The 16104-nt window shown below is 69.1% G+C and carries 12 protein-coding genes and 1 pseudogene; 7 read left to right on the plus strand and 6 right to left on the minus strand.

The window, feature by feature from the left end; all coding sequences use genetic code 11:
• The first annotated feature begins 6 nt into the window (after positions 1-6).
• Positions 7-2997 (plus strand): bifunctional [glutamine synthetase] adenylyltransferase/[glutamine synthetase]-adenylyl-L-tyrosine phosphorylase, encoded by a 2991-nt coding sequence (locus QE454_RS13805; RefSeq protein ID WP_307460520.1) that lies wholly within the window; start codon positions 7-9, stop codon positions 2995-2997.
• Between the two features lie 46 nt (positions 2998-3043).
• On the opposite strand, the gene QE454_RS13810 is transcribed toward QE454_RS13805, so the two are convergent.
• Entirely contained in the window at positions 3044-4744 is a 1701-nt protein-coding gene (locus tag QE454_RS13810) for a long-chain-fatty-acid--CoA ligase (RefSeq protein ID WP_307460518.1), read from the minus strand.
• Between the two features lie 67 nt (positions 4745-4811).
• Here QE454_RS13810 and QE454_RS13815 point away from each other — a divergent pair, with 67 nt between their 5' ends.
• From QE454_RS13815 to QE454_RS13825, 3 genes are read left to right on the plus strand one after another with little or no spacing between them, the layout of a single operon-like run.
• The gene (locus tag QE454_RS13815) at positions 4812-5675 is read left to right on the plus strand and encodes a GNAT family N-acetyltransferase (protein WP_307460516.1); all 864 of its coding nucleotides are present in this window, start codon (positions 4812-4814) and stop codon (positions 5673-5675) included.
• Positions 5672-6007 carry a hypothetical protein gene (locus QE454_RS13820; protein WP_210075012.1) on the plus strand — a complete coding sequence of 112 codons (336 nt, stop codon included), beginning with the start codon at positions 5672-5674 and terminating at the stop codon, positions 6005-6007. The genes QE454_RS13815 and QE454_RS13820 overlap by 4 nt, the downstream gene beginning before the upstream one ends.
• Before the next feature lie 27 nt (positions 6008-6034).
• On the plus strand, positions 6035-6346 hold the full coding sequence (locus tag QE454_RS13825) for a DUF2277 domain-containing protein (RefSeq protein WP_307460513.1): 312 nt from the start codon (positions 6035-6037) through the stop codon (positions 6344-6346).
• A 96-nt stretch (positions 6347-6442) separates the two neighbouring features.
• On the opposite strand, the pseudogene glnA reads toward QE454_RS13825, so the two are convergent.
• Positions 6443-7868 (minus strand): annotated as a pseudogene (gene glnA / locus QE454_RS13830) (type I glutamate--ammonia ligase).
• Between the two features lie 133 nt (positions 7869-8001).
• Between glnA and QE454_RS13835 the strand changes: the two are divergent.
• Positions 8002-8430: an RDD family protein gene (locus QE454_RS13835; RefSeq protein ID WP_307460511.1), complete on the plus strand. Its 429-nt coding sequence runs from the start codon at positions 8002-8004 to the stop codon at positions 8428-8430.
• Between the two features lie 56 nt (positions 8431-8486).
• Here QE454_RS13835 and QE454_RS13840 read toward each other — a convergent pair whose 3' ends face one another.
• Complete coding sequence (locus QE454_RS13840) at positions 8487-9197, minus strand: DUF4191 domain-containing protein (protein ID WP_210075018.1); 711 nt, start codon at positions 9195-9197, stop codon at positions 8487-8489.
• 117 nt (positions 9198-9314) lie between these two features.
• Between QE454_RS13840 and QE454_RS13845 the strand changes: the two genes are divergently transcribed.
• Positions 9315-10322 (plus strand): hypothetical protein, encoded by a 1008-nt coding sequence (locus tag QE454_RS13845; protein WP_307460508.1) that lies wholly within the window; start codon positions 9315-9317, stop codon positions 10320-10322.
• 17 nt (positions 10323-10339) lie between these two features.
• Here QE454_RS13845 and sucB read toward each other — a convergent pair whose 3' ends face one another.
• Genes sucB through QE454_RS13860 form a run of 3 tightly spaced genes read right to left on the minus strand, consistent with a single transcriptional unit; the run spans position 10340 to position 14945 of the window.
• Positions 10340-12055 (minus strand): 2-oxoglutarate dehydrogenase, E2 component, dihydrolipoamide succinyltransferase, encoded by a 1716-nt coding sequence (gene sucB, locus QE454_RS13850; protein WP_307460506.1) that lies wholly within the window; start codon positions 12053-12055, stop codon positions 10340-10342.
• Positions 12056-12108: 53 nt separating this feature from the next.
• On the minus strand, positions 12109-13482 hold the full coding sequence (gene lpdA / locus QE454_RS13855; RefSeq protein ID WP_307460503.1) for a dihydrolipoyl dehydrogenase: 1374 nt from the start codon (positions 13480-13482) through the stop codon (positions 12109-12111).
• A complete protein-coding gene (locus QE454_RS13860; protein WP_307460501.1) occupies positions 13479-14945 on the minus strand; it encodes a leucyl aminopeptidase in 1467 nt (488 codons plus the stop codon). Before QE454_RS13860 ends, lpdA begins: the two co-directional genes overlap by 4 nt.
• Positions 14946-15029: 84 nt before the next feature.
• Between QE454_RS13860 and QE454_RS13865 the strand changes: the two genes are divergently transcribed.
• Complete coding sequence (locus QE454_RS13865) at positions 15030-15956, plus strand: PAC2 family protein (RefSeq protein WP_210075029.1); 927 nt, start codon at positions 15030-15032, stop codon at positions 15954-15956.
• Positions 15957-16104: the final 148 nt, after the last annotated feature.

Genomic DNA, 16104 nt, shown 5'->3' on the forward strand with positions numbered 1-16104 from the left:
CGTTCCATGACCTCGGGCGATCGCTCCACCGCGCTCACCGCCCTGGCTCGCACCGGCTTCTCGCGGCTCGCCGAAGCAGACTCCCTGCTCGGCGAGCTCGAGGAGTCGGTGGGGGTCGGACGGGCGGATGCCATGCAGCTCGCGCAGCGCGTGGCGGATCCCGACCGTGCCCTCCTGTCGATCCTGCAGGTCGCCCGCCGCGATCGTGAGGCGGTTCGCACGACGGCCGCCGACGCCGGCGCGTGGCGGGCCCTGTGGGATCTGGCCGGCGCCTCCGACGGGTTCGCCGAGTTCTACCTCCGCCACCCCGACGAGCTCGCCCACCTGTCGGGTGCCGGTCTGACGCTGCCGGACGAGCCCACCATGAGGGCCGAGCTCCTGGCATCCGTCGGCGATGTCGAGGGTTTCGCGTCCGATTCCTCGGATGCCGCGTGGGTCGCATTGCGCGTGCGCTATCGCCGCTTGCTGGCCCGGATCGCGGCGTACGACCTCGGCCAGGATGACCCGGCGGGGGCGATCCCCGTCGTTTCCTCCTCGCTCGCCGATCTGGCGGGAGCCGCCCTCGAAGCCGCGCTGAGCGTGGCTCGGGCGCGGGTGTCCGGTGCCGGGCCGGGGTCCTTTCCGCGCGAACAGGTGGAGGCGACCCGGTTCGCCATCATCGCAATGGGCAAGACCGGCGCACGCGAGCTGAACTACGTCAGCGACGTCGACGTGATCTTCGTCGGCGGATCCGCCGACGAAGACGTGGTCTCCGAGGCGAGGGCGATCGATATCGGTACCCGCCTCGCCGTTCAGACGATGCGCGGCATCTCGGGACCCGAGATCGAGCCACCCCTGTGGGAGGTCGACCCGAATCTGCGCCCCGAGGGCAAGCAGGGCGCGCTGGTGCGCAGCCTCGCCTCGCACGAGCAGTACTACGCCCGGTGGGCCAAGAGCTGGGAGTTCCAGGCGCTGCTGAAGGCCCGGGCCATCGCGGGGGACGCGACGCTCGGCGCTGAGTACGTCGCGGCGGTCCAACCGCTCGTCTGGCACAGCGCCGCGCGCGAGAACTTCGTCGAGGGCGTGCAGCGCATGCGCGAGCGCGTGACCGACCACATTCCCGCAGCCGAGGTCAACCGTCAGCTCAAGCTCGGCCCCGGCGGTATCCGCGACGTCGAGTTCACCGTGCAGCTGCTGCAGCTCGTGCACGGTCTCACCGACGAGCGCATCCGCCAGCGCGGCACGCTGGAGGCGCTCGACGCTCTCGTGGCCGAGGGCTACATCGGTCGCGCCGAGGCTGAGGCCTTCGGTCGCGACTATCGTCTGCTGCGGCTGCTCGAGCACCGCCTTCAGCTCCGCGGTCTGCGCCGGACGGCCCTGCTGCCCGAGAAGGACGACGATCTCCGGGTGCTCGCACGAGCGTCCCGCCTGGCCGACTCGGCATCCGGAGTGCAGGCGGTGTGGGAGGGCATCAAACGCGAGGTGCGCGACATCCACGTGCGCCTGTTCTACCGGCCCCTGCTCTCGGCCGTCGCCGCCCTCCCCGAGGGGGAACGGACGCTCTCGACCGAGCAGGCGCGCGACCGGCTCGCCGCGATCGGCTTCCGCGACCCGGCCGGCGCGCTGCGCCACATCGCGGCGCTGACCAGCGGGCTCAGCCGCAAGGCCACCATCCAGCGGCACCTCATGCCGATCATGATCCGCTGGTTCGCCGACGGCGTCGACCCCGACTACGGTCTGCTCGTCTTCCGCCGCATCAGCGAGCGGCTCGGAAACACCCCGTGGTTCTTGCGCATGCTGCGCGACTCGGCGGGCGCTGCCGAGAGCCTCACACGCGTGTTGTCCGGCTCGAAGTACATCGGCGAACTCATGGAGTGGATCCCCGAGTCGGTCGCCTGGCTCGACGACGACGCCCTGCTGCGTCCCCGCTCGGGCAAGGCCCTCGAAGAAGAGGCGCGAGCGATCCAGACGCGGTGGCAGAACATCGACGACGCGATGCGCTCGGTGCGCGCCCTCCGCCGCCGCGAGATGCTGCGCGTCGCGATGGCCGCGGTGCTCGGCACCGTGTCGCTGGAGGAACTCTCCGACGCTCTCACCACCATCACCGAGGTCACGATCCAGGCCACCCTGCGCGCCGTGCGCCGGGTCGTCGTGCCGCCCGAAGACGACGACCTCGACTTCGCGGTCATCGCGATGGGACGCTTCGGCGGCCGGGAGATCGGATTCGGTTCCGATGCCGACGTCATGTACGTCTACCGCGCGAACGGCGTCGACCCTCAGCGGGCGGGCCAACTCGCGCTCAAGCTCGTCGCGGGCCTGCGCGAGCATTCGGAAGACCACCGCCTGCCGCTCGACCTGGACGCCGAGCTGCGCCCCGAGGGGCGTAGCGGTCCCCTGGCCCGCTCTCTCGATGCGTACGCCGAGTACTACCGGCGATGGTCGCTGTCGTGGGAGGCGCAGGCTTTGCTGCGCGCCCGCGGCGTGGCCGGCAGCGTGAAACTCATCGGGGCGTTCCTCGACCTCGCCGACGAGGTGCGCTACCCCGAGTCGGCCGACCCGAACGGCCTGCGCGAGATTCGCCGGATCAAAGCCCGTGTCGAGAACGAACGTCTGCCGCAGGGCGCCGACCCGGCGCGACACCTCAAGCTCGGCCCGGGCTCGATCAGCGACGTGGAATGGCTCGTGCAACTCCTGCAGTTGCAGCACGCTCGCGCGACCCCCGCGATGCGCACGACGTCTACCCTCGAGGCACTCGAAGCGGCCGTCGATGCGGGTCACATCGAGAGCGACGCGGCCGACAAACTCGCAGCGGCATGGCACCTGGCGAGCCGTCTGCGCTCCGCGAACACCCTGCTGTCGGGGCAGACGAGCAACGTCCTCCCCGTGGACCGCGCCAAACTCGACGGCATCGGCCGCATCCTCGAGTACGCGCCGCGCTCCGCGACGCAGGTCGAGGAGGACTACTTCGGCGCCACCCGCCGCGCCCGCCGCGTCTTCGACAAGCTCTTCTACGGCTGACGGCTGCAAAGGAAGGGATGCCGCGAGACCGCGGCATCCCTTCCTCTCATGCTTTGGACATCAGGCGTTCGCGGACCTCACGGCGCTGCACCTTGCCGATGAGCGAGCGGGGAAGGTCGTCGACGATGACGACTCGACGCGGAACCTTGTAGGCCGCGAGTCGCGCCTTGCAGAAGTCACGGATGGCGTCGGGCTCGACATGCACGCCCTCGCGCAGCACGATCGCCGCGGCGACGTCTTCTTGGCCGCTGGACTTCGGAAGGGCGACCACGGCTGCTCCCGCGATGTCGGGGTGCGAGGTGAGGACGTCTTCGACCTCGCTCGGCGAGACGTTGAAGCCGCCGGTGATGATGATCTCTTTGAGCCGGTCGACGATGGTGACGAATCCGTCGGGCGAGACCGTGGCGATGTCGCCCGTCCGCAGCCAGCCGCCGTCGAGCAGCGTGGCCGCCGTGTCGGACGGACGGTTCCAGTACCCCTGGAAGACCTGGGGGCCGCGCAGCAGCAGCTCACCGGCCTCGCCCTGCGGTCGGTCGACCGTGGGGTCTTCGGGGTCCACGACGCGGATGTCGGTGCTGGGGAACGGCACGCCCACCGTTCCGGGGCGACGCGACGGTCCGATCGGGTTGCCGAGGGCCACGGGCGAGGACTCCGTCATGCCGTAGCCCTCGACGAGCAACCCGCCGGTGGCGGCCTCCCAGCGATCCACGGTGGCGACAGGCAGACTCATCGCGCCTGAGATCGCGAACCGCACGCTGCTCAGATCGAGGGTGCCGCGCGCTGCCGCGCGCGCGAGCTGATCGTAGATGGGGGGAACCGCCGGAAGGAACGTCGGCGGACTCTTCTTCGCCGCCGCCGACACCAGGTCGAGGTCGTACTTGGGAAACAGCACGAGTTTCGCGCCGATGCTCATCGCGAACGTGAGGCAGAGCGTGAGTCCGTAGGCGTGGAAGAGCGGGAGCACACCGTAGAACGTCTCTTCACCGTCGCGCAGGCCGGGTACCCACGCGCGACCCTGCATCGCGTTCGCGCGGAGGTTGGAGTGCGTGAGGACCGCACCCTTAGGCGTACCTGTGGTGCCGCTGGTGTATTGCAACAGTGCGATGTCGTCGAGAACCGGCCCCGCGTGCTTACGCGAGAGCGTGCCGTGCGTCAGCAGCTTCTCCCACGCGAGCGGCCGCTTCGAGCGCGGGGTGCTCGTGAGCTGCTCACGCGCGGCCTTCGCCTTCGCGATGGGCAGACGCAGCGCCAGGCGCTTGGCGAGCGGGAGCGCGGCCGTGATGTCGACGCTGACGATCTTCTCGAGCGCGAGGTCGGCGGGGAACTCCGCGACCGTGTCGGCCAGCTTGTCCCAGACGATGGCGAACCGCGCGCCGTGGTCCTCGAACTGGTGGCGGAGCTCGCGCGGGGTGTAGATCGGGTTGTGCTCGATGACAATGGCACCGAGTCGGAGCGCAGCGTAGAAGGCGACGACGTGCTGCGGGGAGTTCGGAAGCACGAGAGCGACGCGGTCCCCGGCCCTCACGCCGATGCGCCGTAGTCCCTCGGCAGCCCGGGCGACCTGGTCGCCGAGCTCGCGATAGGTGGTGGGTGCGCCGAAGAATTCGAGTGCGGTCTTCTTGCCGAACTGGGCGACCGACGCGGCCAGCATTTCGGGGAGCGTTTGCGAGGGCTCATCGATCTCGAGGGGGACACCCTCGGCGTAGGAGGCAGACCACGGACGCGAGGCGTAGGGAGACTCGGGCATGCTCCCATCCTTGCGTGCCCCTCCGACATGGCGGCGGAGGTTGACCTGAAGGGATGCCGCGAAGTCGGTGACCTGGTTCGATGGGGGAGTGCACTTCCGACCGCTGGCCGACGATGACCTCGCCGTCTCTCCCTCATGGTGGGCTGATCGCTCACTTGCCCGCGACCGTTGGCGCGACGACGAGACCCGATCAGCGGTTGTCATCGACGGGGGCGAGATCGTCGCCGCGGGAGCGATCTGGCTCTCGCGACTGCACGAGGATCGATTCTGGCTCGAGATTGTCGTGGACCCCGAACGACGCCGACGGGGCATCGGAACCGCGCTGACGCAGCACCTGTCGACGCTGCGCTCGCGCGACCTGCCCTTCATGGCACGCGGCTACGTCGACGACGAGAGCATGCACTTCGCCGATGCGTTGGGCGCTCGCACAGTCCAGACCGTCCCGCCGGCGCGCGCGAGACTCGACACACTGACGGAGCTGCGCACCCACCCCGGGGTGCAACCGCTCACCGGTGCCGACAGCTCGCGCATCGAGTCGGCGTACGCGGAGCTTTATCGCTGGACGCACGAAACCTGGAGTCCGGTGCGAGCCGGCTTCGAAACCTCTCTCGCCGAGGGTCTCTGGGACGAGCTGGACGTCGAGGCCTCGGCTCTCGCGGTCGACGAATCGGGCCGCATCCGAGCCCTCGCTCTCACCTTCCGCGACACCGACCCCGCGCTGATCGTCGCCGAGACGATCGCACGCAACGAGCCGGAAGGGGAGCACCTGGTCGAGGGGTGCATCCGCCGCGCGATGACGATCCTCGCCCATCGCGGTCTCACCATGGTCGATTTCGACGGACACGTGAGCGACCCGCACTTCCTCCCCGCCCTCTCGCGCCTGCGTCCGGCCGGGCGCTGGTTTCGCCTCGTCGAGATCCCGGCCCCGTGAGCCGGGCCGGAGACCGCTGGACGCGCGAGCTGGATCGGCAGTTACGCGCGCGCGGACGCACCTGGGCGGTGCTCCTGATCCTGGGTGCAGTCGTGTTCGGGTCGCTCCTCGGCGCGTACGTGCTCTCGATCCTCGCGGACCTCAGCGCCGGCAGCATCGACTGGGACGACGCGCTCGGCTCCGGCCGAAGGCACATCCCCGCCGGGGTCATGGTCTGGGTGGGCGGCCCGTTCGCCGTGCTCAGCCTCGTCTACGGCGCCGCTCTCACCGTGCGCCTGGTCCGCGCCTGGCGCGACATGTCCCGCGAGGAAACGCAGCGCCCCTCGCGGTGAGCGGTCGATCGGCCTAGCCTGTCGGGCATGTGCCGCAACATCGTTCCCCTGCACAATTTCACGCCCCCCGCGACGGATGCCGAGTGCCACGACGCAGCGCTGCAGTTCGTACGCAAGATCGTGGGGACGACGTCGCCGTCGCGGGCGAATACGGACGTTTTCGATCGCGCCGTGGACGAGATCGCGGCATCCGTCCGGCATCTGCTCGACGACCTCGTGACGAACGCCCCGCCGAAGGTGCGCGAGGTCGAGGCGGCGAAGCGTCAGGCCCGCTCCGCCGAGCGCTACGAGGCGATCCGCGTGTTCCAAGAGCAGAAACGCGCTGCGCGCGCGAACTGAGACCGTATGCCGTGGTTACCGGCATCGCGGGGACCAACGAAGACGCCCGCCCCCGCGAAACGGCGGGGACGGGCGTCGACGTGGATGATCGGGCGATCAGACCCCGAAGTACAGCTCGTACTCGAAGGGGTGCGGGCGCTGGGCGATCGGCTGGATCTCGTTCTCGATCTTGTACTCGATCCAGGTGTCGATCAGCTCCTGCGTGAAGACGCCACCGGCGAGCAGGAACTCGTGGTCGGCGCGCAGAGCCTCGAGCGAGTCGAGCAGCGAGTTCGGAACCTGCGGGATGTTCTTGGCCTCTTCGGCGGGGAGCTCGTAGAGGTCCTTGTCGACGGGCTCGTGCGGCTCGATGCGGTTCTTGATGCCGTCGATACCGGCCATGAGCTGAGCCGCGAACGCGAGGTACGGGTTGCCCGAGGCGTCGGGCGCGCGGAACTCGATGCGCTTGGCCTTGGGGTTGGTGCCCGTGATCGGGATGCGGATGGCGGCGGAGCGGTTACCGGCCGAGTACACCAGGTTGACCGGCGCCTCGAAGCCCTTCACCAGACGGTGGTAGCTGTTGAGGGTCGGGTTGGTGAAGGCGAGGACGGCGGGCGCGTGCGCCAGCAGACCACCGATGTACCAGCGGGCGATGTCGGAGAGCCCGCCGTAGCCGGTCTCGTCGTAGAACAGCGGCTTGCCGTCATTCCACAGCGACTGGTGGGTGTGCATGCCCGAGCCGTTGTCACCGAAGAGCGGCTTCGGCATGAAGGTCGCAACCTTGCCCCACTGCTCGCAGGTGTTCTTGACGATGTACTTGAACTTCAGGATGTCGTCGGCCGCGTGCAGCATCGTGTCGAAGCGGTAGTTGATCTCCTGCTGACCACCCGTGCCGACCTCGTGGTGCGAGCGCTCGAGGGCGAAGCCCGCCTCGATCAGCTTGAGGGTGATGTCGTCGCGGAGATCCGCCGTCTTGTCGACGGGGGAGACGGGGAAGTAGCCGCCCTTGTAGGGGGTCTTGTTGGCGAGGTTCCCGCCCTCTTCTTCGCGACCGGTGTTCCAGGCGCCTTCCTCGGAGTCGACCGAGTAGAAGCTCGAGTTCTGCTTCACCTCGTAACGCACGTCGTCGAAGATGTAGAACTCGGCCTCGGGGGCGAAGAACGCGGTGTCGGCGATGCCGGTGGAGGCGAGGTACTTCTCGGCCTTCTTGGCGACCTGGCGGGGGTCCTTGCCGTAGATCTCACCGTTGCGCGGGTTGTAGATGTCGAAGATCATGACGAGGGTCTTGGCCTCGCGGAACTGGTCGACGTACGCCGTGGTCACGTCGGGGATCAGCTGCATGTCCGACTCGTGGATGTTCGCGAACCCCGCGGATCGACGAGCCATCGAACAGCTGTCCGACGGTGAAGAACTCCTCGTCGACGGTCGAGGCGGGGATGTTGAAGTGCTGCTGCACACCAGGAAGATCCGTGAAACGGATGTCGAGGAACTTGACGTCCTCGTCCTGGATGAACTTGAGCACCTCGGACGAATCTTTGAACATGAAGACTCCAGAGGTAGAACATTCGGGATCATGCCGGCCTCGGCCAGCCTCCTCGACCCTACCCAGAACCGGTGTCCCGGTCATATCTCGCATGTTTCGGGGATGTTACGGGGCCCCGATTACGCTGGATACCGTGAGCCTCCCCGCCGAGAACGAGTATCCGGGCCAGCGGCTCGGCCTTCCCCGCGAGGGTCGCGGCTCCATCGCCCGGCCGGGGCGCCGGATCGCGGCGCTGTTGATCGACGTCGCGAGCGCCGGTCTGATCGGATACGCGTTCTTCTCCGCCCCCGACCCTGTGACGGGTGTTCCGTTCGCCAACCCGATCGCGACGAACCTCATCTTCTTCGCCGTGCAGATCCTGTTCATCCCGCTCTTGGGCGGAAGCCCGGGGCACCGGATCATGGGGATGCGGCTCGAGCTGGCATCCGGGGGCTGGGTGGGCGTCTGGCGCCCGATCGTCCGTACCGTACTGCTGGCCGTGATCATCCCCGCGGTCGTCTGGGACGCCGATCAGCGTGGCCTGCACGACAAAGTGGTCGGCACGGTTCTCGTCCGCACCTGAACCCGACAGCACCGATGAGAAAGGCCCCCGCCGCGGCGGGGGCCTTTCTCATCGAATCAACGGGGGCGCGGTGAGCGCATCTTGGTCGGGTCGACACCCTTCGGAATCGGCAGCGACGACAGGCCCTGCGACACCGACGACACACGCTTGATGACGGCAGCCATCGTCGAGCGGTCGACCTTCTTCGGCAGCGCCTTGATGGTCGAGGCCAGCTTGGCGATCGGCACCTCGTCGTCGCCGTGACCGACGTAGAGCACGGTGACGGGGACGCCGGCCGCGACACGCGTCACACGGGAACGCTCCTCGCCGACGAGACGCGTCAGTCGGCTTCGGTTGCCCTCGCCGATGAGCACGACGCCACCGCGGCCGATGGCGCGGTAGACGGCCTCCTGCGTGCGGGGGTTGACGCCGATCGGCGCCTCCGAGGCCTGCCAGTTACGACCGAGAGAAGACGACAGCACGTGCCCGGTCGCGCCGGGCATGCCGTCGATCTTCTTGTACATGGCCGTCGTCGAGAGACGCGTCATGGTGATCATCGACGCCAGGATGCCGGCCAGCAGACCCGTCACACCCCAGAGGATGACGCTCCATGCGGCGAGCGGCGGGATGAGGAAGCCGACGAGCACGCCGAGGGCGATGCCCACCAACACGATGCCGGCGAGCAGGAACGGCAGCCACCGGTACTCCTTCTGCGTGAAGGTGTACAGGGTTTTCAGCTGCGAGAAGAAGCCCGGACGCTTCTCGGGCGTGGTGGTGCGAGCGGCCATGAGAACGATTCTATCTTTGCCGCGAGACCTTCCTCCCCAGCGGACGGTTCCGCCGAATGGTCCCCGCTTCCGACTTTTCTCGACACGCGGTCGGAGCGGTTCCGCCACCATCGCGGGATGAGCAGCTCCACGGCATCCGTTCTCGCCGAACCCTTCGATACGTACCTGCGGCGTCGCGCGCGCAGCACGGTCCCCCTCACCGCGGGGGAGGCGGTGACCGCCGCCGTCGGCCTCCTTCGCGGATGCCGCGGGGCAGCCGCCGCTCGAGAGGGAACGACGTGGTGGCTGACGGCGACCGGCTGCCCCGTGGCCGTGGACGACCCGGGCGGACCGGACGGCGTCGCCGCGACGGCGGAGAGCCTCGCGCACCTCGCCGAGATCGCAGCAGACCCGCCCACCCGCGACATCCTCGGTCGGGCACGAGAGAGCGTCCTGACCCGCCCTCCCCGGGATTGGGATGCCGTCGAAAGACGCCTCTTCTCGCACGCGGCGCCTCTGCCTCTCGTCCTCGGCCCGCTCATCCCGTCCGTCGAAGCCGCAGCGCCTTCAGCCGAGCGCGAAGGTGCGATGGCGCGTGTGCTCGAGTTGGTCGACGCCGATCTGGCCGACGCGACGCGCAGCGCTCTCGGGGGGATCCGCGAGCGTTGGCGCACGTCACGGATGCTTCGACTCGCGACCGTCGGAGGGGGCCTCGCCGTGATAGCGGTCATCGGTTTTTCTCTCATTCCGGCCGAGCACAACTCGGAGCCGACCGCATCCGAACAGGTGCTGATGGATCCCGCACCGACCTTCTCCACGCCGTGGCTGTCGGACCCGCCGCCGGTGGATGAAAGACGCCCGCTCTCCGATGACGTCGAAGAGATCGCGCGGAGGCTCTTCACGGACATCGCCGGATGCCGCGACGACGAGGCCTGCGCGTCGTCCTACGAGGAGAATTCGGTGTTCCCGCGGGAGCCTCTCCTCGCGGATGCCGCCGCGGGGGAGATCGAGGTGGTCGACGACTTCGGGGGAGTGACCGTCGTACGCGTCGACGCCGCAGGATCGACGCAGTACGTCACTCTCGTGCGGCAGAACGAGAGATGGCTGGTCCGCGCCGCCAGAACGGTCGCGGACCAGCCATCATGAGCTGGTGCTCGGCGGGATCAGATCCCGAGGTCGCCCTCGAACTGCGCCGCCTCGAGGCGAGCCTTGACCGTCCCGAGGAAACGGGCCGCGTCGGCGCCATCGATGATGCGGTGATCGTACGACAGTGCAAGGTACACGTACGAGCGCACCGCGATGGCGTCCTTTCCGTCGACCGACACGATCCCCGGCTTTTTCACCACGGCGCCGAGGCCGAGGATCGCCGACTGGGGCAGGAACACGATGGGCGTGTCGAAGAGCGCGCCGCGCGAACCGGTGTTGGTCAGCGTGAAGGTGCCACCGGCGAGCTCGTCGGGCTTCAGCTTGTTGTCACGCGTGCGGGCAGCGAGGTCAGCGATCTCGCGCGCGAGCTGGGCGATGTTCTTGTCACCGGCGTCCTTGACCACCGGCGTCAGCAGGCCGCGCTCGGTGTCGACGGCGATCGAGACGTTCTCGTGGGCCGGGTAGACGATCTCGTCGCCCTCGACCGTGGAGTTGATGATCGGGTAGGCCTTGAGGCCTTCGATGGCCGCGATGGCGAAGAACGGCAGGAACGAGAGCTTGTCGCCCGTCTTCTGCTGGAACTCGCCCTTCATGCGATCGCGCAGGGCGGCGAGCTTCGTCACGTCGACCTCGACGACAGTGGTCAGCTGGGCCGTGGCCTGCATCGATGCGACGGCGCGCTCGGCGATGACCTTGCGCAGACGCGACATCTTCTGCGTGGTGCCGCGCAAAGGCGAGACCTCGACGGGGGCGGCAGCAACGGGAGCCGCAGCGGCGGGAGCCGCCGCCGGAGCCGACTTCGCGGCCTCGGCGGCCTTGAGAACGTCTTCCTTGCGAATGCGTCCACCGACGCCGCTGCCCTTGACCGAGGCCAGGTCGACGCCCTGCTGCTGAGCGAGGCGACGCACGAGCGGGGTCACGTAGGTGATGTCGTCGTTCGACGACGCGGCGGGAGCCTGCTCGACGGGCTTCTCGGCGGCGGGGGCGGGAGCCGCAGGCTTCTCTTCCGCGGCGGGGGCGGGCTGCTCGGCAGGCTTCTGCTCGGCCGCGGGCTGTTCCACCGGCTTCTCCTCGGCGGCGGGCGCCGGGGCCTCGGGCTGAGCGGCCGGGGCCGCACCGCTGCCGATGCGCGCGAGAGCGGCACCGACGTTGACCGTCTCGTCCTCCTGCACGAGGATCTCCTGCAGCGTGCCGGCGACCGGCGAAGGGATCTCGGTGTCGACCTTGTCGGTCGAGATCTCGAGGAGGGGCTCGTCGACCGCGACGTCATCGCCGACGGCTTTCAGCCAACGGGTGACGGTGCCCTCGGTGACGCTCTCACCGAGCTCCGGGAGCTTCACCTCGGTCGAGTCGCCGGCGGCGGCCGGAGCCGGCTGCTCGGCGGGAGCCGCCTGCGCGGCCGGGGCGGACTCGGCGGGAGCGGCCTCTTCCGCGGGAGCGGACTCCTGCTCGGCGGGAGCCGCCTGCGGGGCGTCGTCGGACGACGCGGCGCCCGAGCCGTCACCGATCTTCGCGAGGACCGCGCCGACCTCGACCGTCTCGTCTTCTTGGACCAGGATCTCCTCGATCACGCCCGAGATGGGCGAGGGGATCTCGGTGTCGACCTTGTCGGTCGAGATCTCCAGCAGACCCTCGTCCTCCTGGACGGTGTCACCGACCTGCTTGAGCCAGCGGGTGACCGTTCCCTCGGTGACGCTCTCGCCGAGAGCGGGGAGGACGACGGAAGTGCTCATGGGTATGTCTCCTTCGTACCGGATGCGGTACCTAGCTTAGTGACCGGTTGCGGTCAGAGTGCGTGCAGGGGCTTGCCCGCGAGGGCCAGGAAGGCCTCGCCGAGCGCCTCGCTCTGGGTGGGGTGTGCGTGGACGAACGGCGCAATGTCCTCGGGGTGGGCTTCCCAGCCCACCGCGAGTTGCGCCTCCGAGATCAATTCGCCGACGCGATCGCCCACCAGGTGGGCACCGACGACGGGCCCGTCGACACGCCGGACGATCTTCACGATGCCCGAGGTACCGATGATCTCGCTGCGGCCGTTTCCGGCCAGGTTGTATTCGTACGCCTTCACGGCCTCGGATCCGTAACGATCCTGAGCCTGCGCCTCGGTCAGTCCGACGGACGCGACCTCGGGGTGGGAGTAGGCGACGCGGGGCACGTCGACATCGGGAACGAGCACGGGCGAGAGACCCGCGATCTCCTCCGCGACGAAGATGCCCTGCTGGAAGCCGCGGTGCGCGAGTTGCAGACCCGGCACGATGTCGCCCACGGCCCACACGTGGGCAGCGGCGGTGCGCAGACGCTCGTCGGTCTGGACGAAGCCTCGGTCGAGCACGACCCCGGCCTCTTCGTAACCGAGCCCGGCGGTGACGGGACCTCGCCCGACCGCGACCAGGACGTAGTCGGCCACGAGTTCCGAACCGTCGTCGAGGGTCACCGTCACGGAGCCCGCGGTCTGCGCGAGCGAGGCGAAGCGTCGACCCAGCTGGAAAGCGATCCCGCGCTTGCGGAACGCCCGCTCGAGAGCCTTGCTGGATGCCACGTCCTCCGCGGGCAGCAGATGCGGAAGCGCCTCGATGATCGTGACGTCCACGCCGAACGAACGCCAGACACTGGCGAACTCGACGCCGATCACGCCACCGCCGAGAACGATCACGCGCTCGGGGATCACGTCGAGCTCGAGCGCCTGCTCGCTCGTCAGCACACGTCCACCGACATCGAGACCGGGCAGGCTGCGGCTGTACGAGCCGGTCGCGAGAATGACGTCGGTGCCGCGATAGAGGTCGTCGCCGACGCGCACCGCGGGTCCGGCCTCGAGCGAGCCCTCGCCGCGGACCACGCGGATGCCGCGGGCCGAGATCAACCCCTCGAGCCCTTTGAACTTCTTGGCGACGATGCCCTCGCGGTACGAACGCACCCGCACCGGGTCGATGCCCGAGAAGGTCACGTCGACGCCGATATCGGCCGCGCCGCGCGCGGCGTCGGCGACCTCTCCGGCGTGCAGCAGCGCTTTGGTGGGGATGCAGCCGCGGTGCAGGCACGTTCCGCCGAGCTTGTCCTTCTCGACGAGCACCACATCTTTGCCCAGCTCGGCGAGGCGCAGAGCTGCGGCGTACCCGCCGCTTCCCCCGCCGAGCACGACGACGTCGGCGGTGTACTCGGTCACCGCGCGCCGTCCGTGGCCAGCATCTCGACGAGCGAGCGGACCGTTGCTCCCGTCACGCCCTTGTCGGTGTAGCCGAACGGTGCGGACTTGTTCATTCCCACTCCGGCGATGTCGAGGTGCACCCACGGGATGCGGGGGGCGTCGGCCTCCGCAGAGACGCGGCCGACGAAGTGACGGAGGAAGAGCCCGGCGAACAGCGAGCCGCCCGCGGGGTCTCCGATCTTCGCGTTCTGCAGGTCCGCGATGGGGGAGTCGAGATCATCGACCATGTGGTCGGGCAGCGGCAGCTGCCAGGCGAGTTCTGCCGTGCGGGCCGCTGCCGCGAGGTACTTCGCCACCGCGTCGTCGTCGCCCATCACGCCGGTGTGGCGGTTGCCGAGCGCCACGGTGATGGCGCCCGTCAGGGTGGCGACGTCGACGATGAGATCGGGGTTCTCGCGGCTGGCCGCAGCGAGGCCGTCGGCGAGCACCAGGCGCCCCTCGGCGTCGGTGTTCAGCACCTCGACCGTGGTGCCGTCGAGGGTGCGCAGCACGTCGCCCGGGCGCGTCGCACGGCCCGACGGCATGTTGTCGGCGATGCAGAGCCAGGCGCTGACGTGGACGGGCAACTGCATCTCGGCCGCGGCCTTGAGCACCGCCAGCACCGTCGCGGCGCCGCACATGTCGTACTTCATTCCGACCATCGATGCCGGCGGCTTCAGGGAGAGACCACCGGTGTCGAACGTGATGCCCTTGCCGACCAGAGCGACGTGGCGCTCGGCACCGGCGGGGGAGTATTCGAGGCGCACCATGCGCGGCGGGCGATCCGACCCCTGACCCACGCCGAGGATGCCGCCGTAACCGCCCTCGCGCAGGGCGGTCTCGTCGAGCACCTCGACCTCGACGGGGAGACCCTCGACGGCCTTGACGGCGGCGTCGGCGAAGTCGGCCGGGCCGAGCCACTCGGCGGGCGTCGTGACGAGGTCCTTCACCAGAGCCACGGCTCCGGCGACGGCCGCGACCGCCGCGGCGTCGGCGTCAGCGGGCGCCTCCTCGGCGACGACGGTCACCCGCGTGGCGCGCACCTTCGCGGCCTTCTTCTTGTAGTCGGCGAAACGGTAACCGCCCAGGGCGGCGCCCTCGGCGATCGGGCGCCAGGCGGAGGAGGCGAGCGACTGCACCGCAATGTGCTCGAAGCCGGTCAGCTGACGAAGACCGGTACCCGCGGCGTCGCGAAGCGCGGCCTCGGTGGGGTTCGCACCCGCACCTGCGACGGCGACCGGTGTCGCCACTCCCGGGACGTGAACCCGCTGGAACGATCCGGCGGCACCGGTGAAGCCGACCGCCGACAGAGCCGACCCGAGACCTTCCCAACCGTCGGGATCCGGGGATCCCTCCGAAAGGGTGGGAACGATCAGCAGGATCGCATCGGCGTCGGACTCGAGAGCGGGGGCGTGGGTGTACGCCACGGAGGGAAACGGCATGGCATCCATCCTAGGTTCGAGCGTGTTCGCTAGGAACGGGACGCACCGCGACCGACGCATCCGGCACGCTCGTAGAGTGGAGACATGCGCTCCTCCGCCCCGCTGTACGACCGCGCCCCCGCGGCGCCACCCGTGCCGTCGGGCCTGCCGCTCGTGATCGCACTGACCGGTTTCACGGATGCCGGTGGGGCGGTGACCCGCCTGGTCGAGTACTTCCGCAACGACGTGCAGCCCAACGCCCTCTTCGTCTTCGACAACGACTCGCTTCTGGACTACCGCGCGCGTCGCCCGGCGATCACCTTCGTGGAAGACCACCTCACCGACTTCCGTCCGGCGCGCCTCGAGCTCTCTCTCGCGCACGACTCACTCGGACAGCCGTTCCTCCTTCTTGCGGGGTACGAGCCCGACTTCCTCTGGGAGGCGTTCGCCGAAACCGTTCTCGAGCTGTCGGCGGGTCTGCAGGTGTCGTCGATCACCTGGGTGCACGCCATCCCCATGCCGGTGCCGCACACGCGCCCCATCGGCACCACCGTCAGCGGGACGCGCCCCGACCTCGCCGAGGCGCACTCCGTCTGGCGTCCGCACACGCAGGTCCCCTCGACCGCGGGCCATCTGCTCGAGTACCGCTTCGCGGAAGCCGGCGCCAAGGTCGCCGGTTTCGCGCTCCTCGTTCCGCACTATCTCGGTGATACCGAGTACCCCGCTGCGGCCCTCGCCGCCCTCGACAGCCTCACGGTCGCAACCGGTCTGGTGTTCGCAGGCGAAGTGCTCCGCGAAGAGAACCGCGAATTCCTCGGCAAGGTGACCGAGCAGGTCGAGGCGAGCGACGAGCTGACCCGCATGCTTGAGAACCTCGAGGAGCGCTACGACGCTTACATGGCGGGCTCCACGCAGGCCACCCCGATCATCCACACGGGCGATCTCCCCAGCGCCGACGAACTGGCCGCCGAACTGGAGCGCTTCCTCGCCACCCGGCCCGGCGACGACGATCGCCGCGGCAAGCTCGGCTGAGATCGGTCCTGCACCGCACGTACCCGGTCGCCGAGAAGACGGCATCCGGGAATGCCTTCCTTCTTGCGGGCGTTGTCTACGCATAGATCCCAGGCCCACGTCAAGTCCCGGTCCGGGAATGTGAGACAATGAAGAACCTGACCCGTTG

It is taken from the genome of Microbacterium sp. SORGH_AS_0454, from assembly GCF_031453395.1.
GTDB lineage: Bacteria > Actinomycetota > Actinomycetes > Actinomycetales > Microbacteriaceae > Microbacterium.

What these genes read in the sequence shown, in the direction of transcription:
- QE454_RS13805 (WP_307460520.1), top strand. Translation starts at nt 7, where the DNA reads ATGACCTCGGGCGATCGCTCCACCGCGCTCACCGCCCTGGCTCGCACC.
- QE454_RS13810 (WP_307460518.1), bottom strand. Translation starts at nt 4,744, where the DNA reads ATGCCCGAGTCTCCCTACGCCTCGCGTCCGTGGTCTGCCTCCTACGCC.
- QE454_RS13825 (WP_307460513.1), top strand. Translation starts at nt 6,035, where the DNA reads ATGTGCCGCAACATCGTTCCCCTGCACAATTTCACGCCCCCCGCGACG.
- QE454_RS13840 (WP_210075018.1), bottom strand. Translation starts at nt 9,197, where the DNA reads ATGGCCGCTCGCACCACCACGCCCGAGAAGCGTCCGGGCTTCTTCTCG.
- QE454_RS13845 (WP_307460508.1), top strand. Translation starts at nt 9,315, where the DNA reads ATGAGCAGCTCCACGGCATCCGTTCTCGCCGAACCCTTCGATACGTAC.
- sucB (WP_307460506.1), bottom strand. Translation starts at nt 12,055, where the DNA reads ATGAGCACTTCCGTCGTCCTCCCCGCTCTCGGCGAGAGCGTCACCGAG.
- QE454_RS13860 (WP_307460501.1), bottom strand. Translation starts at nt 14,945, where the DNA reads ATGCCGTTTCCCTCCGTGGCGTACACCCACGCCCCCGCTCTCGAGTCC.
- QE454_RS13865 (WP_210075029.1), top strand. Translation starts at nt 15,030, where the DNA reads ATGCGCTCCTCCGCCCCGCTGTACGACCGCGCCCCCGCGGCGCCACCC.